Raw genomic sequence first — 19,538 nt, forward strand, 5'->3', positions numbered from 1 at the left:
CGACCGCTCCAGCGCCTGAGGGAGACAGCAATGATACAGGCCCACTCGTCGAGTTCCAGAGCCGCCACGGTCCTGCGCGTGACCAGCGGCAACTTTCTGGAGATGTTCGACTTCTTCCTGTTCGGCTTCTACGCCACCTACATCTCCAAGACCTTCTTCCCGGTCGGCAACGAGTTCGCCTCGCTGATGCTGACCTTCATGACGTTCGGCGCCGGCTTCCTGATGCGGCCGCTCGGCGCGATCTTCCTCGGCGCCTACGTGGACAGCATCGGCCGCCGCAAAGGGCTGATCGTGACGCTCGGCATCATGGCGGCCGGCACGATCCTGATCGCCTTCGTCCCGGGCTACGGCACGATCGGCCTGTTCGCGCCGTTCCTGGTCCTCGTCGGACGGTTGCTGCAGGGCTTCTCGGCCGGCGTCGAGCTCGGCGGCGTGTCCGTCTACCTGTCCGAGATGGCCACGCCCGGCAACAAGGGCTTCTACGTGTCCTGGCAGTCCGGCAGCCAGCAGGTCGCCGTGATGTTCGCGGCCGTGATCGGCTACATCCTCAACAACGCACTGACCCCCGCCGACATGAATGCCTGGGGATGGCGCATCCCGTTCTTCATCGGCTGCGCGATCGTGCCGTTCCTGTTCTACATCCGGCGGTCGCTGGAGGAGACGGAGGAGTTCCTGAAGCGCAAGCACCGGCCGTCCATGAACGAGGTGTTCGGCTCGCTCGCCCGCAACTGGCAGATCGTGCTGCTCGGCATGCTGCTCGTCGGCATGACCACGATCTCGTTCTACACGATCACCGTGTACACGCCGACCTTCGGCAAGACCGTCCTCAAGCTGTCCGACACCGACAGCCTGCTGGTCACGTTCTGCACCGCCCTGTCGAACCTGTTCTGGCTGCCGGTCATGGGGGCGCTGTCCGACCGGATCGGGCGCAAGCCGATCCTGCTCGTCTTCTCGGCGCTGACCCTGCTCACCGCCTACCCGGTGCTGGGCTGGCTCGTGGCCAACGCGAGCTTCGGCAACATGCTGATCGCGCTCCTGTGGCTGTCCTTCCTGTACGGCAGCTACAACGGCGCGATGGTGGTGGCGCTGACCGAGGTCGTCCCGGCGAGCGTGCGCACGGCCGGCTTCTCCCTCGCCTACTCGCTGGCGACCGCCCTGCTCGGCGGCTTCACGCCCCTCGTCTCCACGTGGCTCATCGAGGCCACCGGCAACCGCGCGGCCCCCGGCCTGTGGATGGCCTTCGGGGGCGCCTGCGGCCTCGTCGCCACGCTCCTGATCTACCGCCGCGCGAGCCAGCCGGCCGCTCTGGGCGCCCCGGCCTGATCGCGCCGGCACAGGATCGGCAGGGGGGCCTCGGCCCCCCTGCCGCGTCGGTAGACCCGGCAATCAGGCGAACTGCGGGGCCGCGGTGCTGCTGTGCCGCAGGGTCAGGGCCAGGCAGACGATCGCGAGGACGCAGGCCGCCAGCAGGAGAATGAAGCAGCCGTTCCAGCCGTAATGGTCCGTCGTGTAGCCGACCAGCGCGCTGGCCGCGACCGAGCCGCCGAGATACCCGAACAGGCCCGTGAAGCCGGCCGCCGTGCCGGCCGCCTTCTTCGGCACGAGTTCGAGCGCCTGGAGGCCGATCAGCATCACCGGCCCGTAGATCAGGAAGCCGATGCAGATCAGGGCCGCGAGGTCGACGCCCGGATTGCCCTCGGGATTGAGCCAGTAGACCAGCGTCGCCGCCATGACGCCGAACATGAACACCACGCCCGTGGCGCCGCGGTTGCCGCGGAACAGCTTGTCGGACAGCCAGCCGCAGAGAAGGGTGCCGGGAATGCCGGCCCACTCGTAGAGGAAGTAGGCCCAGGAGGTCTTGTCGACCGAGAAGTGCTTGGCCTCCTTCAGGTATGTCGGCGCCCAGTCCAGCACGCCGTAGCGGAGCAGGTAGACGAACACGTTGGCGAACGCGATGTACCAGAGCATCCGGTTCTTCAGCACGTGCTCGACGAAGATCTCGCGCGTGGAGAACTCGCGCTCGTGGTTCGCGTCGTAGCCCTCCGGATAATCCTCCTTCCAGGTCTCCACGGAGGGCAGCCCGCAGGATTGCGGCGTGTCCCGCATGGTCAGGAAGGCGAAGACCGCGACGCCGAGCGCCACGGCGGCGGGCACGTAGAAGGCCGCGTGCCAGTCGTTGAACCAAGCCAGGCCGAGCAGGAAGAGCGGGCCGATCAGGCCGCCGCCGACGTTGTGCGCCACGTTCCAGACCGAGACGACGCCGCCGCGCTCCTTCTGCGACCACCAGTGCACCATCGTGCGGCCGCTCGGCGGCCAGCCCATGCCCTGGAACCAGCCGTTGAGGAACAGCAGCACGAACATGATGCCGACGCTGGACGTCGCCCAGGGCACGAAGCCGAACAGGAACATCACCAGCGCGGAGAGCACGAGGCCGATCGGCAGGAAGTAGCGCGGGTTGGAGCGGTCCGAGACCATGCCCATCAGGAACTTGGACAGGCCGTACGCGATGGCCACCGCGGAGAGCGCGGTGCCGAGCTCACCGCGGCTGTAGCCCTGCTCGACCAGGTAGGGCATGGCCAGCGAGAAGTTCTTGCGCAGCAGGTAATAGCCCGCGTAGCCCAGGAAGATGCCCGCGAAGATCTGCCAGCGCAGCTTGCGGTAAGTCGGATCGACGCGATCCGTCTGAATGGGTGGCCGATGGGCCGCGGGAGCGAGAAAGCCGATCATGGCGCGCCTTGGTGCGTGAGACCGCGGACGGACCCGGGCTCATCCCGGGCGCGTCTCGGATAGGACGGGGTGGTGACGTGCCGCGCTCAGCGTGGCGCCGAAGCGGGTCCCGCGGCGCGCTGATGCGCGATCCGCGCGTCCGGTCTCGACCGGTGGCGTTGGTGGACGTCCTGGTCCGGTCGCGGCATCGTTTCCTCCTGTTGTGCGGCGCATCTCCGGCTCGGCCGGGTCGCCGTCTCGCGATTCTTCTGCGTCGGCGCGCGGCGACCGGCTCAGCCGGCGGCCACCGCGCTGTCGTGCCGGACGGTCATGGCGGTGATCCTCGCCCGCAGCGCCGCAACCTCGTCGGCCGAGAAGGCGAGGCCGAGCTTGGACCGACGCCAGAGCACGTCCTCGGCGGTGCGGGCCCATTCCCGGTCCATCATCCAGCGCAGCTCGCCCTCGTGGAGGCCGTGCCCCAGATTGGGCCCGAGATTCGCGGCGATGCGCAGCGCGTCCGTCCCGTAGGCGGCCACCATGCGCACGACCGTGGCGGCGGCGAGCTGGGGCGCGGCGCGGGCGAGGCGTGCCTCGATCTCGTCCACCCCGTCCACCGGGAAATTGCCGCCCGGGAGCGGGGCGCTCCCGGTCCAGGAGCGGCCCCGCGCGCCGAGGCGCTGGCCGATCTCCTTCAGGGCATCCTCGGCCAGCTTGCGATAGGTGGTGATCTTGCCGCCGAAGATGTTGAGCACCGCCGCCTCGCCGGCCGCGCCGTCCGTCTTCAGCACGTAGTCGCGCGTCGCCTCCTGCGCCGCGGAGGCGTGGTCGTCGTAGAGCGGGCGCACCCCCGAGAAGGACCAGACGATGTCGTCGCGGCGAAGCGGCGTCGCGAAGTACTCGCTGGCGGCGCTCAGGAGATACGCGGTCTCCTCCTCGGTGATCGCCGCGTCGGCGGGGTCGCCGGAGAAGTCACGGTCCGTCGTGCCGACGAGGGTCGTGTCGTTCGCGTAGGGGATCGCGAAGATGATGCGCCCGTCCGCGTTCTGGAAGATGAAGGCCCGGTCGTGATCGTAGAGCTTGCGCATCACGATGTGCGAGCCCTGCACGAGGCGCACGTGCCTGGCCTCGCTCCGGCCGAGCGGACCCTGGATCACCCGGTCGACCCAGGGTCCGGCCGCGTTGACGAGGAAGCGCGCGGCGATCTCCTCCTCGCGGCCGGTCCGAAGCTCGCGCCGGACGATGCGCCACAGATCGCCCTCGCGGCGGACCGAGACGACGCGGGTGCCCACCGCGATCTCGGCGCCCCGCGCCTCGGCATCGCGCGCGTTGAGCACCACGAGGCGCGTGTCGTCGACGCGCGCGTCCGAATACTCGAAGCCGCGCCGGAACTCGGATTTGAGCGGGGCGCCGATCGGGCCGGAGAGGTCGACGGGGCGCGTGCCGGGCAGGCGCTTGCGGCCGCCGAGATGGTCGTAGAGGAACAGCCCGATCCGCAGCAGCCAGGCCGGACGCAGGCCGGTGTGCAGCGGCAGGACGAAGCGCAGCGGGCGCACGATGTGGGGCGCGATGCCCCAGAGCACCTCGCGCTCGGCCAGCGCCTCGCGCACGAGGCGGAACTCGTAGTGCTCCAGGTAGCGCAGGCCACCGTGGATCAGCTTGGTCGACCATGACGAGGTGCCGCTGCCGAGGTCGTTCTGCTCGGTCAGCGAGACCGAGTACCCGCGGCCGGCCGCGTCCCGCGCGATCCCGCAGCCGTTGATCCCCCCGCCGATGACGGCAACGTCGAACGTGCGCATGATCCTCCCCCTTTCGTGTCGCGGCGTCTAACGCGCGACTGCGAAAGCGAGCAAATTGAATACGAAACCAAAGGAAAGTCAACCGAAAGCGATACGCTCAGCGACCGGTTTCGACGAGGCGGACTCCGGAAGCGCGGCAGAGGTCGCGCAGCGTCTCGCTGGGGCAGCGATCGGTCACGAAGGTGCCGACCTGACTGAGCTGGGCGAGCCGCACCGGCGCGCTCCGTTCGAACTTCGTGGAATCCGCGACCAGAACGACGTGGCGGGCGTTGGCGATGATCGCCTGGGCGACCCGGACCTCCCGGTAGTCGAAATCGAGGAGCGCCCCGTCCTCGTCGATCGCCGAGGCCCCGATCACCGCGAAATCGACCTTGAACTGGCGGATGAAATCCACCGCCGCCTCCCCGACGATCCCCCCGTCCGAGCGGCGGATCAGGCCGCCCGCCACGATGCACTCGATCTCGGGGCTCGGCCGCAGGGCGAGCGCGACGTTGAGGTTGTTGGTGATCACCATGAGCCCGGAATGGCCGTGAAGCGCCCGGGCGACGGCCTCGGTGGTGGTGCCGATGTTGATGAACAGCGAGGAGCGGTCCGGGATCAGGTCGGCGGCCGCGCGCGCGATCGCCGCCTTCTCGGGCGCCGCCAGCGCGTTGCGGGCCTCGTAGTCGAGGTTCTCGGCCCCCGCGCCGAGGACGGCCCCGCCGTGGATGCGCGACAGGAGGCGCGCGTCGCACAGGTCGTTGAGATCCTTCCGGATGGTCTGCACGCTGACCGCGAACCGGCCGGACAGGGCATCGACCGATACGCGCCCCTCGGTCCGCGCGAGGTCCATGATCGCGTTCTGACGCTCCGAGAGCATGCCTGCAGACCTCCGCGCGACGAAATTGAAACCGTTTTCGGTGCGAGCGCGCCAGCGCTTCGAAAAAGCGAAGGCGCGTTCCGGACCGGTGACACGCCTAGCGGATTCGACCCAGGGAGGAAACGGCGGGACGCCGCAGGCCGGCCCGTCGGCCCGCAGGGCGCGGAGGCAGGACTCGCGGGGCGCGAGCCTTCGGCGCGGCGCCTGCCCCGATCACCTGCCCCGTTGACGATGGGCGCCGGCGCGTCGACAAGCGCCGCGATGCAACGAATTCCGTATTCGGATCGATGACGCGCGCGGCCGTCACGCAGAACTGGTCTCCGGTCGGAGGCGGGGATCTCGGCGACCTGATCCGCGGCCATGACTGGGCGGCGACGCCGCTCGGGGCCATCGACACCTGGCCCGCGCCCGTCCGGACCATCGTCCAGACCTTGCTGCTCTCGCCAGTCCCGACCGTGGCGATCTGGGGTCGCGACGGCATCCTGGTCTACAATCAGGGTTACGCGGAGATCTGCGGCCCGCGCCATCCGGAGGCGCTCGGCGGGCGCCTTCTGGAGCTCTGGCCGGAAGCCCGCGCCTTCAACGCGCGCGTGATCGCGAGCGGCCTGTCCGGTCGCCCGCTCAGCTTCCGCGCCCAGGAACTCGAGCTCTGGCGGCACGGGCGCGCCGAGACGGTCTGGATGGACCTGGAATACACCCCGGTCCTGGACGATCAGGGCACGCCGATCGGCACGCTCGCCACGGTGCTCGACATCACCGAACGCGTCCTCAGCGAGCGTCGGATCGCCGAGAACGAGAGCCGCCTCCGCTTCCTCGACCAGCTGGGTCAGGCAACCGCGCACGCCCGCGACGCCGGCGCGATCCTGGAGATCACCACGCGCCGCGTGGGCGCGCACCTGAACCTGTCGAACTGCGCCTACGCCGACATGGATCCGGACGGCGACGGCTTCACCATCCGCGGCAACTGGCACGCGCCAACATCGCCCTCGATCCTGGGGCATTACAGCCTCGCCGCTTTCGGCGCGCTGGCCGTCCAGGAACTGAATGCCGGCCGGCCCCTCATCATCAACGACAACGCCGCCGAGCTCGCCCCGCACGAGGCCGAGACCTTCCGGGCGATCGGGATCGCGGCCACCATCTGCATGCCGCTCGTGAAGGACGGCCGGCTCGCGGCCCTGATGGCCATCCACCACGCGCAGCCCCACCGCTGGTCGCACGCCGAGCTCGCGCTCATCCGCGAAGTCACCGAGCGCTGCTGGGCGCATATCGAGCGTGTCGGGGCCGAGGCGAGCCTGCGGGTCAGCGAAGCGCGGCTCCGCGCCCTGGTCCACGCGACCTCCGACGTGGTCTACCACATGAGCCCGGACTGGCAGGAGATGCGCCAGCTCGACGGGCGCGGCTTCCTGTCCGACATGGCGGAGCCGAGCGTGCGCTGGCTCGACCGCTACGTCGATCCGGCCGACAGGCCCGAGGTCATGGCGGCCGTCGACGATGCGGTCCGCCGCAAAGGCCTGTTCCAACTCGAGCACCGGGTCCGGCGCGCCGACGGCGGCGTCGGCTGGACGCTGTCGCGCGCGGTGCCGCTGATCGATCGGCACGGGACCGTGACCGAGTGGTTCGGGATGGCGAGCGACGTCACGTTCCGGCACGAGGCCGACGCGCGGCTCAGGGAGAGCGAGGCCCGATTCCGCGCCATGGCGGACGACGCGCCGGTGATGACCTGGATCACCGACGAGACCGGCGCGTGCATCTACCTCAACCGTCGCTGGTACGAGTTCACCGGTCAGGCCGAGGCCGAGGCGCTCGGCCTCGGCTGGCTCGACGCGATCCATCCCGACGACCGCGCCCGCTCCGAAGAGGTGTTCCTGGCGGCGAACGCGGACCGGACGTCGTTCCGCCTGGAATACCGCCTCCGAGACAGGGACGGCCGGTACCGCTGGGCGCTCGACGCCGCGTCGCCGAGACTCGACGCCGACGGCGCGTTCCTCGGCTACTTCGGCTCGGTGATCGACATCGACGAGCGCCGCGAGGCCGAGGCACGGCTGCGCACCCTGACCGACGTCGTGCCGGCCTTCGTCTGGTTCGCCTCGCCGGACGGCCGGCTGCATTTCCTGAACAACCGTTGGTGCGCGTATACCGGCCTCGATACGCGGGCGTCGCTGCCCGATGGCTGGATCGAGGCGGTCCATCCGGACGATCGCGCGCGGACCGCGGCCACCTGGTCGGACGCGCGCGAGCGCGGCGTCACCTACGAGATCGAGGTCCGCTACCGCCGGCACGACGGTGCGTATCGCTGGTACATGGCCCGGGCCGAACCGCTGCGCGATCCCGGCGGGACCATCACCGCCTGGTTCGGCACGTCGACCGACATCCACGACCGCAAGCTCGCCGAAGACGGCCTGCGCGAGTTGAACGAGACCCTCGAGAGCCGTGTCGCCGAACGCACCGGGGAGCTGCTCAAGACCGAGGAGGCGCTGCGCCAGTCGCAGAAGATGGAGGCCGTGGGCCAGCTCACGGGCGGGGTGGCGCACGACTTCAACAACCTGCTCACCATCATCCGCTCGTCCGTCGACTTCCTGCGCCGGCCCGAACTGCCCGAGGCGCGCAAGGCCCGCTACCTCGACGCGGTGTCCGACACGGTCGATCGCGCCGCCAAGCTGACCGGCCAGCTCCTCGCCTTCGCCCGCCGCCAGACCTTGGCCCCGCAGATCTTCGACCTCGGCGACCGGTTGCGGGCCGTGGCCGAGCTGCTCGACACGGTGACCGGCGCGCGGATCCGCGTCGTCACCGAGGTCCCGGACATCTCCTGCGCCGTGCGCGCCGACCTCAGCCAGTTCGAGACGGCGCTGGTGAACATCGCCGTCAACGCGCGCGACGCGATGGACGGCGAAGGCACCCTCACGTTGCGGTTGACCTGCACCTGCCCGCTGCCGGCGATCCGCGGCCACGCGGCGAGCGCCCAGCCCTTCGCCGCGATCGCGCTGACCGACACCGGGTCCGGCATCGCCCCGAACGTGCTGGACCGGATCTTCGAGCCGTTCTTCACCACGAAGGAGGTCGGCAAGGGGACGGGGCTGGGCCTGAGCCAGGTCTTCGGCTTCGCGAAGCAGTCGGGCGGCGATGTCGCGGTCGAGAGCGTGCTCGGCGCGGGGACGACCTTCACGCTCTACCTGCCCGAAGTCGCGGCCGAGACCGTGCCGTACGACACGGCCGCCGCCGCCGCCGCCGCCGCGGCGCCGGCCTCGCCCGTCGGTTCCGGCCAGCGCGTTCTCGTGGTCGAGGACAACGTCGAGGTCGGCACCTTCGCCACGCAGATCCTGGAAGATCTCGGCTACGAGACCACCTGGGCGGCGAATGCCGAGGAGGCTCTGGACCGGCTCGGATCGGAGGGGGCGGAGTTCGACGTCGTGTTCTCGGACGTGGTGATGCCGGGGATGGGCGGGCTCGCCCTCGCGCAGGAACTCAGACGCCGGATGCCGCGACTGCCGGTGCTCCTGGCCTCAGGCTACAGCCACGTCCTCGCACAGGACGGCACGCACGGGTTCTCGGTGCTGCACAAGCCCTACTCGGCCGAGCAGCTCGGACGCCTGCTCCGGCAAGTCACCGCGCCGAAGCGGGACGCGGCGGCGACGCCGTGAGCCGGCGCCGTGCACGGCCGCGCAGCCCGGTCTGCCGCGCCGCGGGCGCGGTCGTGACGCCGGACCGACGACGCGCTCGCGCCCCGGCTGTCTCCCGATGCGACCGGCGGTGTAAGACGGGCACCGACAACCTGGATGGATGACGGTGCCGTCCCCCCCTGCCGCCGACATGACGACGCCTGAAGACCCGCACGCGCCCGCCACCCGGGACGACGACCCGTTCGACGCGGACGGCCTGCGGCTGACGCTCGACGAGGCCGGCATTTGCGGCTGGGCCCTCGACATCCCGACCGGACGCGTCACGATCCTCCCGTCCTGCATCCGCCTGTTCGGCGTGCCGCCGGACCGTCTCACCACCTTCGCCGAGACGCAGGCCTTCGTGCATCCGGACGATCGCGCCGCCAGGGCGGCGGCGATCGGACGCGCGCTGACCGAAGGCGGGAGCTACGAGATCGACTACCGCGCCGTGCATCCCGACGGACGCGTTCACTGGTTGCGCTCGCGCGGGCGCGTGCAGGTCGATGCCGACGGTCGGCCGTGCCGGCACCGCGGCGTGGTCTTCAGCATCCACGAGCAGAAGCAGGCCGACGAGGATCTGCGGGCGCGCGAGGCGCACCTGCGCTCGATCCTCGACACGGTACCCGACGCGATGATCGTCATCGACGAGCAGGCGCGGATCAGATCGTTCAGCGCGGCCGCCGTGCGCCAGTTCGGCTACGGCTCGGACGAGATGGTCGGCCGGAACGTCAGCCTGCTGATGCCGGAACCGTACCGCAGCCAGCACGACGCCTACATGTCCCGCTACCTCGTGACGGGTGAGCGGCGGATCATCGGCATCGGCCGCGTCGTGGTCGGCCAGCGCAAGGACGGCTCGACCTTCCCCATGGAACTGTCGGTCGGCGAGATGCGCTCGGGCGGCGAGCGCTACTTCACCGGCTTCATCCGCGACCTCACCGAGCGGAACCAGACCGAGACCCGCCTGCAGGAGCTGCAGTCCGAGCTGGTGCACATGTCGCGCTTCACCGCCCTCGGCGAGATGGCGTCGACCCTGGCGCACGAGATCAACCAGCCGCTGACGGCGATCGCGAGCTACCTCAAGGGCTGCCGACGCCTCCTTGGGCGCATGGAAGGCCCCGAGGTGCCCCTGCTCGCCGACGCCGTGACGCAAGCGGCCGATCAGGCCCTGAGAGCCGGGCAGGTGATCCGGCACCTGCGGGATTTCGTGTCGCGCGGCGAGAGCGAGCGGCACATCGAGGGCTTGCCCAAGCTGATCGAGGAAGCGAGCGCCCTCGCCCTCGTCGGCGCCAAGGAGAAGGGCGTGCGCGTCCGGTTCGACCTCGACCCGGACGCGCCCCTCGTGTTGGCGGTCCGGATCCAGGTGCAGCAGGTCCTGCTCAACCTCATCCGCAACGCGATCGAGGCCATGCAGGAGGTCGCCCGGCGCGACCTGACCGTCGCCACGCGGGCGTTTCCGACCGAGGGCCTGGTCGAGGTTCGGGTGTCGGATACCGGGACCGGCATCGCCCCCGAGATCGCCGAGCAGCTGTTCCAGCCCTTCGTGACCACGAAGGCGAGCGGCATGGGCGTCGGCCTGTCGATCTGCCGGACCATCGTCGAGGCCCACGGCGGCAAGATCCAGGCCGGCCCCGGCCCGGACGGCGGGACCACCTTCCGCTTCACCCTGCGCGCCTTCGACCGGGAGGAGATGGCCCATGTCGAGTGACGCGCCCGTGCACATCGTGGACGACGATGTCGCGGTGCGCCAGGCGCTGGCCTTCCTGCTGGCGACCGACGGGCTGGCCGTCCGCGTCCACGAGTCCGCGACCGCCTTCCTGGCCGCCGAGGCCGGGCGCGTCGGGTGCGTCGTCACGGACGTGCGCATGCCCGGCATCGACGGCGTCGAGCTCCTGCACCGCCTCCGTCAGCGGGGCGGCCTGCCGCCGGTGATCGTCATGACGGGCCACGCGGACGTCGCCCTCGCGGTCGCGGCCATGAAGGCCGGCGCGGTCGACTTCATCGAGAAGCCGTTCGACGACGAGGTGCTTCTCGCCAGCATCCGGTCGGCCCTGGCGCGGGCGGACCGGACCGCGAAGCGCGCGTCCGAGCGCGACGCGATGCGGGCGCGCCTGGCCGAGCTGACCGAGCGCGAGCGGCAGGTGCTGGAGGGTCTGGTCGCCGGCAAGGCCAACAAGGTCATCGGCCTCGACCTCGGCATCAGCCCGCGGACGGTGGAGATCTACCGGGCGAACGTCATGTCGAAGCTTCAGGCGGGCAGCCTCTCCGAGCTCGTCCGCATGGCCCTGATCGCGGGACAGGCGGACGGCGACTGAGGACGGAGGCGATCCCACAGCCGGCCGGGTCTCTCCGACCTGCGTCAGGGTCTCGCGGACCGGCGGGGCGTGTTCACGGCGACCTCGGGCCAGGGTCGAGAACCGGCGTCTCGGGCCGCGCGACCTCCGGGACCGGCTTGCGGCAGATCAAGGCGCCCGTCCCCTGGGCGGCCTACCCCGATTTCGCGAAGGATCCTGCCAAGCAATGCCGAAGCGCACGGGGCCGGTCCTCGTCGTCGACGACGACGAGGCCGTCCGCGACTCCCTGAAATTCGCCCTGGAGCTGGAAGGATTGCAGGTCCGCCTGTACGCGGGCGCCGCGCAGCTTCTGCGCGACGTCGCCCTGCCGACGGACGGCTGTCTGCTGGTCGATTACCGGATGCCCGACATGGACGGGCTCGAACTCGTGGCCCGTCTGCGCGCGCGCGACGTCGCCCTGCCGGCGATCCTGATCACCGGCCGCCTGTCGGGCGACCTGGGCCGCCTCGCGGCGGATGCCGGCTTCAGGCGCGTGGTCGAGAAGCCGTTCGAGGACGGCTCGCTCCTCGAAGGGATCCACGAGGCCCTGGCCCTTCAGACCGGCGGCCGGATCGGCCTCCGTAAAACCCCTTAAGAGAAGGTCCCGAATGTCGCCGCGCCGGGGAGGAGCGTAGCCAGGAGCGACGTTCCGCTCCCGGAGGCTCCCATGCTGACCGCCCTCGCCACCGCCGGCCTCGCCCCTGTCCTCGGACGCGGCGCGCCGGCCGCGCTTCCCGCGTCCCCCGCGTCCGAGTCCCGGACCGCGACGCGCCGGACCTTCGCGGCCAACGAGGAGATATACGCCGAGGGCGACCGGGCCATGTTCTTCTACAAGATCGCCGTCGGGGTGGTGCGCACCTACAAGCTGCTGTCGGACGGTCGTCGGCAGATCGGCGCCTTCTACCTGCCGGGCGACATCTTCGGCCTGGAATCCGGGGAGGATCACCGCTTCAGCGCCGACGCCGTCGGCGAGACGCGGCTGCTCGTCCATCGCCGCGAGCCGCGGGTCCTGACGGGCGACGACGGCGGCCTCGCCCGCGAGGTCGTGGCCGCGATGATGCGCGATCTGGAGCGGGCGCAGGAGCACATGATGCTGCTCGGTCGCAAGTCCGCCCGGGAACGGATCGCGAGCTTCCTGCTCGCCCTGGCGGAGCGGACGGCGGACGCGGGCCGGGCGATCTGCCTGCCCATGTCGCGCAACGACATGGCCGACCATCTGGGCCTGACGATCGAGAGCGTCTCCCGCGCCGTCACCCAGCTCGAGCGGGAGGGGCTGATCGAGCTGCCTCCGAACCGCCGCACCGTCATCCTGCGCAACGCCGCCGCCCTGCGGGACCTCGCCGACTGACGAGATCCGCTTCCGATCGGCTCGGGACGGTGTGGAAGGGAGCGCACTCCGGTCGAAGCCACAGGCCCTCACGTGACCGAGCGACCGTGATGGCAGAGGTGCGCGATCCCCTCGCACGCTCCGGTATCGACCGGAGCCGGCTCCCTGCGATGGCGGGGCGCGCCGTCGGGCCTGTCCCGGCGTCCCGTCCGTTCGGCCGGGATGGGTCGGGCCGGCTGCCGCAAGCGGATCCAGCGACACGGATCCGCGTCGACGATGTCTAGACCGCGGCCAGCAGGCCTTCCCCGAGGAAGGATTCGGGACCCGGAACGCCGGGAAGAGCGAAGAAATAGCCGCCGCCTGTCGGGCGGATGTACTCTTCGAGGCCCTCGCCGGACAGACGGTTCTGCACCGTGATGAAGCCGGCCGCGAGATCGGCCTGATAGCAGACGAACAGCAGGCCCATGTCGAGCTGGCCGGCGGCGGTCAGCCCGCGGGAATAGTTGTAGCTGCGGCGCAGGATCAGACTGCCCTCAGTGCCCGGCAGGCGCGGGTTGGCGAGACGGATATGGGCGGCGAGCGAGATGGCCTCGCCGTCCGGGTCGGCGCCGTAGTCCGGAACGTCGCGCTCGTGTCCCTGCCTGAGCGGCGCGCCGCTGCCCTTGTGCCGGCCGATGATCGCCTCCTGCTCGCCGAGCGGCGTGCGGTCCCAGCGCTCGACGAGGGTGCGGATGATCCGCACCACCTGGTAGCTTCCGCCCGCCGTCCAGGCCGGCTCGTCCTGCCCCGGCCCGACCCAGACGTAGCGGTCCATCAGCCGGGAATCCCGCACGTCGAGGTTGGCGGTGCCGTCCTTGAAGCCCAGCATGTTGCGCACGGTGTCGGCCCCCATGGTCTTCACCACGTGGGGCGGCAGGAAACCCTCGATCTTCCAGCGCGGCGCGAGGAGGCCGGGCGTCGCCTTGATGACGTCGCGCAGGGCGTGGATGTTGGTCTCGGCCGTGTTCGAGCAGAACTGGATCAGCAGGTCGCCGTGGCACTGGCCCGGGTCGAGGGCGTCGTTGGAGAAGCGCTCCATGGGCCCGAGATGGCGCGGGCGGGCGCGCGCCAAGCCGAACCGGTAGTCGAACAGGCTCGCGCCGACCGAGACCGTGGCGGTGAGGTTGTCGGGGAGCACCGTCGGTCCGAGGATGCCGGAATTGCGCGGCGGCAGCTGCGGGTGGAGATCGGGCACCGCACCGCCCCGCGTCAGGAAGGCGAGGCGCTCGGTGAGCGTCCGGAACAGGTGGGGCAGCTCGCCGCGACGCTCGGCCAGCACGTCGAAGGCGACGTAGAGGGCGGCGGCCGGCTGCGGGGTGACGATCCCGGCCTGGTGGAGCCCGTGGAAGGGCTGGGCGACGAGCGTCCCCTCGGTGGCGGTGGTCGGCGTCGCGTCCTCGGCCCGAGCGGGCCCGAGGAGCGCCGCGGCGCCGAGGCCGCCGAGGAACCGGCGGCGGGAGGTGACCGGGGAAAGGAAGCGCATCGTCGCTCGGCAAAATCTGGTCGTGTTGCCACCTGTAGCCTCGAAGAAAGGCCACAGGGCGGCACCTCGGCAATGATATCAGTCTAGCCCGAGCCGGCCACGCAGCGTCGACAGATCTTCAGCCAGAAGGGTGATGGGCCCCTTCAGGGCGTTCCGGTCCCGGGCCGTCAGGTTATCGTAGCTCTGGAAGCCGCCGTCCGGGCCGCGGTAGCGGGCGAGCAGGTCCTCGACCCGCTTGTAGCTGCGCTCGACCCGGGCCACGAAGTCCCGGTCCGTCAGCAGCGGCCGCAGGAGCGTGAACACGACCTTCGAGCCCTCGATGTTGGCCTGGAAGTCCCACAGGTCGGTGCGGCTATAGCGCTCCTCCTCGCCGCTGATCTTGGTGGCGGCGATCCCCTCGATCAGGGCCGAGGCCGCCCCGACCGCCTTGGCGGGCGGGATGGCGAGCGCCGCGACGCGGTCGCGCAGGGTCACGGTCTCGGCGGCGAGACGCTCCGCGACCTCGCCGAGCCCTTCCGTGGTGCCGAGGGTGAACAGCGCCATCTCCAGGCGGTGGAAGCCCACGAAGGCGGGGTCGCGCTCGCGCAGCTCGAACTCGTCGCTGCGCACGTCGAGACGCTTGATCAGCTCGGGAAACAGGCCCGCCACCGGCTCGATTCGCTCGTAGGGCGCGCGCGCCGGGGCGTAGAGCCGGCGCGCCTCCGCGAGCTGCCCGGCCTGGATCGCCGCGACGAAGCGCGCGGTCTCGCGCACGAAGGCGTCGGCCTGGGCCACGACGTAGGTCCTGTAGGCGGCGAGGGCCGCGGCCAGCTCCGGCGCCACCGGCCGGGACGGCCGCGCGGGACGCGGGCCGTCCGGCCTGTCGAGGGACCAGCCCGGGCCGGCGCCGCCGACGCCGATCAGCATCGCCAGAGCGAGGGCCGCGGTGCGGGATCGATCCCGGGCGAGGCATGGAGACTCGGGCATGGGCGGCGGCGGATCGTGACACGGAGCGCGACCCGAGCCGGCCGCATCGTCCGGCTAATCGAGGCCTCACCGACGGGCAACTGCCGACCGCTGCGGCGGTTCGGGGCCGGTCCTGATCGACCGGCTTCCCGGGCGGCGCGGATCATGACCGCGGGGCGGTCAGACGAGGAGCGGGATCACGATGGCGAGCAGGAGATTCCCGCCCACGAGCAGGACCAGAGGGAGCGTTTCCATGCCGGTCAGCCCAGGCAGGCCAGGGCGCGGATCCCGGCCGTCGCGGGCTTCGCCGGGCAGGCAGGCGCGTCCGCGGCGGAGACCCGGGTGCCGCCCGATTGCCCGGTGACGGCCTGCGAGAGCGCCGGCAGGTAGGTCGTACCGACCATGATGCCGGCCGAGAGCAGGAGGCGGGCGATGACGTCGAGCATGGTGTTTCCCCTCGTTCGGTCTTCGAGGACCGTTGTGCGAGGCGGTATCTACGGAAGCCGTGCTGCGGGAATATTGCGTCCCGTGTTGCTTCAGCGCTCTCGGGAAGTCATCGCGGCGATGGCACAATAACGGAATGTGTCGTCGCGGAATCGGCGACCGATCGGGAGGCCGCACGGGTGACGGGGCGCGGGACACGGTGCGAGGCGCGATGACCCGCGGGTTCGGGAGGTCCGGCATCGCGCGCCGCGTCCTCGTGGTCGGCGCGATCCCGATCCTCGTCGCGGCCGCCATCGCGCTGGGCGCCTGGATCCTGCTCTACGAGGCCGAGCGTGCCCGGACCGGCGCCGTGGTGGCGACGGAGACGGCGCAGACGCTCACGTCGATGAACCGGGCCCGGGCGGACGCCGTCAGCGGCGGCGCCGCGCGCCGGGACGAGGCCGAGCGCCGCTTCGACGAGCGGGCCGCCACGGCGGCCGGGCAGCTCGAACGCCTGGAGGGTCTCGCGCGCACGCGCGGCCAGTCCGCGCTCGTGGCCACCGTCACGGGCGATCTGAACTCGCAGGTGACGCGGATGCGCTCGCTCCTGCTCTCCGAGCGGACGGCGACCGCCACGATCGCCGACATGGCCCGGCGGGCGGACGCCCTGGTCGCGCTGACCGACGTCGCGCGCCGGCGCCAGCAGCAGGACAACGCCCAGCTGATCGCCGTCCTGGCCGTCAAGGATGCCGAGCTGGAGCGGAACCAGGGCGTCGTCACCGCCCTCCGGGAGCTGCGGGAGGCGATCAGCACCGCCGAGCTGAATCGGGCGCGCATCGGCCGCCCGGTCTTCCCCATCGAGTTCGACGAGCTGGCCGCCGACCTGCGGCAGCTCGATGCGGTGGGTGACCGGCTGCGCCGCGTCCTGCGGGTCGACGGCGAGGCGGGCGCGGCGGACCGGGCGACGGAGCTCCTGAAGGCGTACCGCGACCGGAGCCGGACCGAGGACTATCTCAACCGAGTACTGTCCGAGGGCTTCGAGCTGACCCGCGCCACCCAGGCCGGCCGCGTCCTAGTCGAGTGGTGCGACCAGCTCGTGCAGGTGAACGTCGCTCGCCAGAACCGGCTGTACGAGGAGGTCGCGCTCCTCATCCGCCACTCGGTCCTCTCGAACGAGGCCGAGCTCTCCGCCCAGGACATCGCCCTCACGGCCCTGCGCCTCGCCCGGCGGACCGATGCGGCGCTCGCGCGCCGGGACACCGCGGAGGTGTCGCGGGTGCTGGAGGCGGGCGCGGAGCTGTCGGGCACGTCCCGGACGCTGCTGATCCCGGTGAGCATCCGGGACGAGATGGCGGAGGCGATCGACGGCTGGCGCACGCAGCTCGCCGCGACGATCGAGAAGATCGGCGAGCAGAACGAGACCATCGCCGACATGGACGGCCGCGCCGCCACCATGAGTGCCAACGCGCAGACCCTGAGCCGGGCCTTCATCGACGATGCCGACCAGTTCGGCAGCGTGATCCGGCAGCTGCTGGTCGTCGGGGCGGTCGGCGCGCTGTGCCTCGGGATCGGCGCCGCCGCCGCGGTGGCGCGCTCGATCACGCGGCCGCTGCACGCCCTGCAGCACAGCATCGTCACGGCCGCCGCCGCGCCCGCCCCGGAGGATATCGGCCGCGACGGCCACCTGCTCGCGCGGCGCGACGAACTCGGCGACATCGCCAGGGCGACCAACGCGTTCCTGGAGCAGATCCGCCGCCGCGAGGCGGACCGGCGCAACGCCTCGCAGCGGGCCGACGACGCGCTCACGACCCTGCGGCAGGCCCAGGAGGACCTGATCCGCGCGGAGCGGCTCGCCTCGCTCGGGCAACTCGTGGCGGGCGTCTCGCACGAGATCAGCACCCCGCTCGGCATCGCCCTGACCACCGCGACGCAGGTCCAGTCCGACTCGGCCGCGTTCGAGCGCCTGGTGGGCGAGAACCAGCTCTCCCGCTCGCGGCTGACCCAGTATGCCGGGCGGATGCGAGAGGGCGCGCAGCTCCTGACCAGCAACCTGATGCGCGCGGCCGACCTGCTCTACAGCTTCAAGCAGGTGGCGGCCGATCAGGCCATCGAGGACCGCCGCGCGCTGAACCTCGCGGACTGGATCGACGAGCTGCTGAAGAGCCTGCGCGCCCTGGCGCGGCCGGGCCGGCACGTCTTCGTGGTCGAGTGCCCGCCCGATCTCGTCCTCGACACGCTGCCGGGGATCCTGGCGCAGGTCGTGTCGAACGCCGTCAAGAACGCGATCGAGCACGGCTTCCAGGAGCGGGAGGGCGGCCGCATCACCATCACGGGGATCCGGACCGGCGATGGGATCGGCCTCTCGATCGCGGATGACGGGCGCGGCATCGACGGCGCCGACCTCGGCCGCGTGTTCGACCCGTTCTTCACCACGGCTCGCGCCCGCGGCGGGACGGGCCTGGGCCTGCACATCGTCCACAACCTCGTGGTGAACCGCCTCCAGGGGCGGGTCGAACTGTCGAGCAGCGCGGGCGCCGGCACGGTGCTGCGGCTGTGGCTTCCGGAGCGGCTGGCATGAGCGGAGCGTGGCAACCGGAACGGCGCGGGGTCGGCCGCCTGAGGCCGCTGATCGCCGGCGCCCGCGCCTGGCTGCACGTCGGGCTGCTCGCCGCTCTGTTCGCCGCGCTGCGCCCGCTGCCCGCCGCAGCCCTCACCGAGCTCCAGTTCTGGCACGCCCTCGACGGGCCGAACGGCGAGCTGGTGACCCGCATCGCCGAGACGTTCAACGCCTCCCAGCCCGACTACCGGGTCGTGCCGGTCTACAAGGGCTCCTACGCCGAGACGATCAGCAGCGGCATCATGGCCTACCGCACCGGCGCGGCGCCGCACCTGCTGCAGGTCTTCGAGGTCGGCAACGGCACCATGGCGGCCGCGATCGGCGCCGTCAGGCCCGTCGCCACCGTGATGCGGGAGGCGGGACTCCCGGTGACGCCCGAGGACTTCCTGCCGGTTGTCGCCACCAACTACCTGGATGCCGAGGGCGGGATGCTGTCCCTGCCCTTCAACGTCTCCTCGACGGTGATGTGGATCAACCGCGACCGGTTCCGCCTGGCGGGGCTCGACGCCAAGCATCCCCCGGCGACCTGGCCGGAGGTCTTCGAGGCCGCGCGGCGGCTCAGGGCGGCGGACGGCAAGCGGTGCGCCCTGTCCTCGGCCTGGCCGACCTGGGTGCATCTCGAGCAGCTCTCTGTCTGGCACGACCGGCCGCTCGCGACCCGCTCCAACGGCCTGGACGGCTACGACGCCGAACTCGTCTTCAACGGCCCGCTCCAGGTCCGCCACCTGCAGAACCTCGTCGACCTGAAGCGCGCGGGCGTGTTCGAGTACAACGACCGCGTCAATCGCGGAGAGAGCCGGTTCGTCTCGGGCGACTGCGCGATCTTCCTCACCTCGTCGAGCCTGTACGGCAAGGTCTCCACCGCGGCCCGGTTCGACTGGACGGTCGCGCCGATGCCCTTCTACCCCGACGTCGTCGCGGAGCCGCAGAACGCGATCCTGGGCGGCGGCTCGCTCTACGTGATGCAGGGCAAGACGCCGGACGAGTACCGCGGCGTCGCCCGGTTCCTGGCCTTCCTGATGGACGGGCGGCAGCAGGCCGCGATGTACCGGAACACCGGCTACATCCCCACCACGCGCGGCGCCTACGCCGACGCGGTCGCGGAGGGCTTCTTCGAGCGGCACCCGCAGCTCCACGTCGCCGTGCAGGAACTGACCCGGCGGCCGCCGACGCGCAACACCGCCGGACTGCGCCTGGGCAACATGCTGCAGATCCGGGACATCTGGGCCGAGGAGCTGGAGGCGGCGCTCGACGGCGCCAAGGCGCCGCAGCGGGCCCTCGACGACGCCGTGGCGCGGGGCAATCAGGTGCTGCGCGTCTTCCAGCAGCGGACCAAGAAGTGAGGGTGACGGGCGGG

The 19,538-nt window shown here is 71.2% G+C and carries 14 protein-coding genes; 8 read left to right on the top strand and 6 right to left on the bottom strand.

The window, feature by feature from the left end:
- The first annotated feature begins 30 nt into the window (after positions 1-30).
- Positions 31-1,323 (top strand): MFS transporter, encoded by a 1,293-nt coding sequence (locus LOK46_RS17445; protein WP_273559198.1) that lies wholly within the window; start codon positions 31-33, stop codon positions 1,321-1,323.
- A 63-nt stretch (positions 1,324-1,386) separates the two neighbouring features.
- Here LOK46_RS17445 and glpT read toward each other — a convergent pair whose 3' ends face one another.
- The 3 genes from glpT to LOK46_RS17460 all read right to left on the bottom strand — a co-directional run bounded on the left by glpT (position 1,387) and on the right by LOK46_RS17460 (position 5,361).
- Positions 1,387-2,727, bottom strand: coding sequence for a glycerol-3-phosphate transporter (gene glpT / locus LOK46_RS17450; RefSeq protein WP_273559199.1), 1,341 nt, complete (start codon positions 2,725-2,727; stop codon positions 1,387-1,389).
- 272 nt (positions 2,728-2,999) lie between these two features.
- Complete coding sequence (gene glpD / locus LOK46_RS17455; protein ID WP_273559201.1) at positions 3,000-4,502, bottom strand: glycerol-3-phosphate dehydrogenase; 1,503 nt, start codon at positions 4,500-4,502, stop codon at positions 3,000-3,002.
- A 97-nt stretch (positions 4,503-4,599) separates the two neighbouring features.
- On the bottom strand, positions 4,600-5,361 hold the full coding sequence (locus LOK46_RS17460; protein WP_273559203.1) for a DeoR/GlpR family DNA-binding transcription regulator: 762 nt from the start codon (positions 5,359-5,361) through the stop codon (positions 4,600-4,602).
- 287 nt (positions 5,362-5,648) lie between these two features.
- Here LOK46_RS17460 and LOK46_RS17465 point away from each other — a divergent pair, with 287 nt between their 5' ends.
- The 5 genes from LOK46_RS17465 (at position 5,649) to LOK46_RS17485 (ending at position 12,695) form a co-directional block, all read left to right on the top strand.
- Positions 5,649-8,999, top strand: coding sequence for a PAS domain S-box protein (locus tag LOK46_RS17465; RefSeq protein ID WP_273559205.1), 3,351 nt, complete (start codon positions 5,649-5,651; stop codon positions 8,997-8,999).
- A 169-nt stretch (positions 9,000-9,168) separates the two neighbouring features.
- Entirely contained in the window at positions 9,169-10,722 is a 1,554-nt protein-coding gene (locus tag LOK46_RS17470) for a PAS domain S-box protein (protein ID WP_273564616.1), read from the top strand.
- Complete coding sequence (gene fixJ, locus LOK46_RS17475; RefSeq protein WP_273559206.1) at positions 10,712-11,329, top strand: response regulator FixJ; 618 nt, start codon at positions 10,712-10,714, stop codon at positions 11,327-11,329. Before LOK46_RS17470 ends, fixJ begins: the two co-directional genes overlap by 11 nt.
- A 205-nt stretch (positions 11,330-11,534) precedes the next feature.
- Positions 11,535-11,942: a response regulator transcription factor gene (locus LOK46_RS17480; protein ID WP_273559208.1), complete on the top strand. Its 408-nt coding sequence runs from the start codon at positions 11,535-11,537 to the stop codon at positions 11,940-11,942.
- A gap of 72 nt (positions 11,943-12,014) precedes the next feature.
- The gene (locus LOK46_RS17485; protein WP_273559209.1) at positions 12,015-12,695 is read left to right on the top strand and encodes a helix-turn-helix domain-containing protein; all 681 of its coding nucleotides are present in this window, start codon (positions 12,015-12,017) and stop codon (positions 12,693-12,695) included.
- Between the two features lie 259 nt (positions 12,696-12,954).
- Here LOK46_RS17485 and efeB read toward each other — a convergent pair whose 3' ends face one another.
- The 3 genes from efeB to LOK46_RS17500 all read right to left on the bottom strand — a co-directional run bounded on the left by efeB (position 12,955) and on the right by LOK46_RS17500 (position 15,587).
- Complete coding sequence (efeB, locus tag LOK46_RS17490) at positions 12,955-14,196, bottom strand: iron uptake transporter deferrochelatase/peroxidase subunit (RefSeq protein ID WP_273559210.1); 1,242 nt, start codon at positions 14,194-14,196, stop codon at positions 12,955-12,957.
- A gap of 78 nt (positions 14,197-14,274) precedes the next feature.
- Positions 14,275-15,162: an iron uptake system protein EfeO gene (gene efeO / locus LOK46_RS17495; RefSeq protein ID WP_273559212.1), complete on the bottom strand. Its 888-nt coding sequence runs from the start codon at positions 15,160-15,162 to the stop codon at positions 14,275-14,277.
- Between the two features lie 239 nt (positions 15,163-15,401).
- Positions 15,402-15,587 carry a hypothetical protein gene (locus LOK46_RS17500; RefSeq protein ID WP_273559213.1) on the bottom strand — a complete coding sequence of 62 codons (186 nt, stop codon included), beginning with the start codon at positions 15,585-15,587 and terminating at the stop codon, positions 15,402-15,404.
- 209 nt (positions 15,588-15,796) lie between these two features.
- On the opposite strand from LOK46_RS17500, the gene LOK46_RS17505 reads away from it, so the two are divergent.
- Together LOK46_RS17505 and ugpB are read left to right on the top strand one after the other, a co-directional pair.
- Positions 15,797-18,142, top strand: a complete 2,346-nt coding sequence (locus LOK46_RS17505) for a sensor histidine kinase (protein WP_273559215.1) — start codon at positions 15,797-15,799, stop codon at positions 18,140-18,142.
- On the top strand, positions 18,139-19,524 hold the full coding sequence (gene ugpB, locus LOK46_RS17510; RefSeq protein ID WP_273559217.1) for a sn-glycerol-3-phosphate ABC transporter substrate-binding protein UgpB: 1,386 nt from the start codon (positions 18,139-18,141) through the stop codon (positions 19,522-19,524). Before LOK46_RS17505 ends, ugpB begins: the two co-directional genes overlap by 4 nt.
- Positions 19,525-19,538 lie beyond the last annotated feature (14 nt).

It is taken from the genome of Methylobacterium sp. NMS14P (assembly GCF_028583545.1).
GTDB lineage: Bacteria > Pseudomonadota > Alphaproteobacteria > Rhizobiales > Beijerinckiaceae > Methylobacterium.

Bases quoted from the DNA above. Each gene is read 5' to 3' on its own strand.
- LOK46_RS17465 (WP_273559205.1), top strand. From the start codon at position 5,649: ATGACGCGCGCGGCCGTCACGCAGAACTGGTCTCCGGTCGGAGGCGGG.
- LOK46_RS17500 (WP_273559213.1), bottom strand. From the start codon at position 15,587: ATGCTCGACGTCATCGCCCGCCTCCTGCTCTCGGCCGGCATCATGGTC.
- LOK46_RS17480 (WP_273559208.1), top strand. From the start codon at position 11,535: ATGCCGAAGCGCACGGGGCCGGTCCTCGTCGTCGACGACGACGAGGCC.
- LOK46_RS17460 (WP_273559203.1), bottom strand. From the start codon at position 5,361: ATGCTCTCGGAGCGTCAGAACGCGATCATGGACCTCGCGCGGACCGAG.
- fixJ (WP_273559206.1), top strand. From the start codon at position 10,712: ATGTCGAGTGACGCGCCCGTGCACATCGTGGACGACGATGTCGCGGTG.
- LOK46_RS17485 (WP_273559209.1), top strand. From the start codon at position 12,015: ATGCTGACCGCCCTCGCCACCGCCGGCCTCGCCCCTGTCCTCGGACGC.
- glpD (WP_273559201.1), bottom strand. From the start codon at position 4,502: ATGCGCACGTTCGACGTTGCCGTCATCGGCGGGGGGATCAACGGCTGC.
- efeO (WP_273559212.1), bottom strand. From the start codon at position 15,162: ATGCCCGAGTCTCCATGCCTCGCCCGGGATCGATCCCGCACCGCGGCC.
- efeB (WP_273559210.1), bottom strand. From the start codon at position 14,196: ATGCGCTTCCTTTCCCCGGTCACCTCCCGCCGCCGGTTCCTCGGCGGC.
- ugpB (WP_273559217.1), top strand. From the start codon at position 18,139: ATGAGCGGAGCGTGGCAACCGGAACGGCGCGGGGTCGGCCGCCTGAGG.
- LOK46_RS17505 (WP_273559215.1), top strand. From the start codon at position 15,797: ATGACCCGCGGGTTCGGGAGGTCCGGCATCGCGCGCCGCGTCCTCGTG.
- LOK46_RS17445 (WP_273559198.1), top strand. From the start codon at position 31: ATGATACAGGCCCACTCGTCGAGTTCCAGAGCCGCCACGGTCCTGCGC.
- glpT (WP_273559199.1), bottom strand. From the start codon at position 2,727: ATGATCGGCTTTCTCGCTCCCGCGGCCCATCGGCCACCCATTCAGACG.
- LOK46_RS17470 (WP_273564616.1), top strand. From the start codon at position 9,169: ATGACGACGCCTGAAGACCCGCACGCGCCCGCCACCCGGGACGACGAC.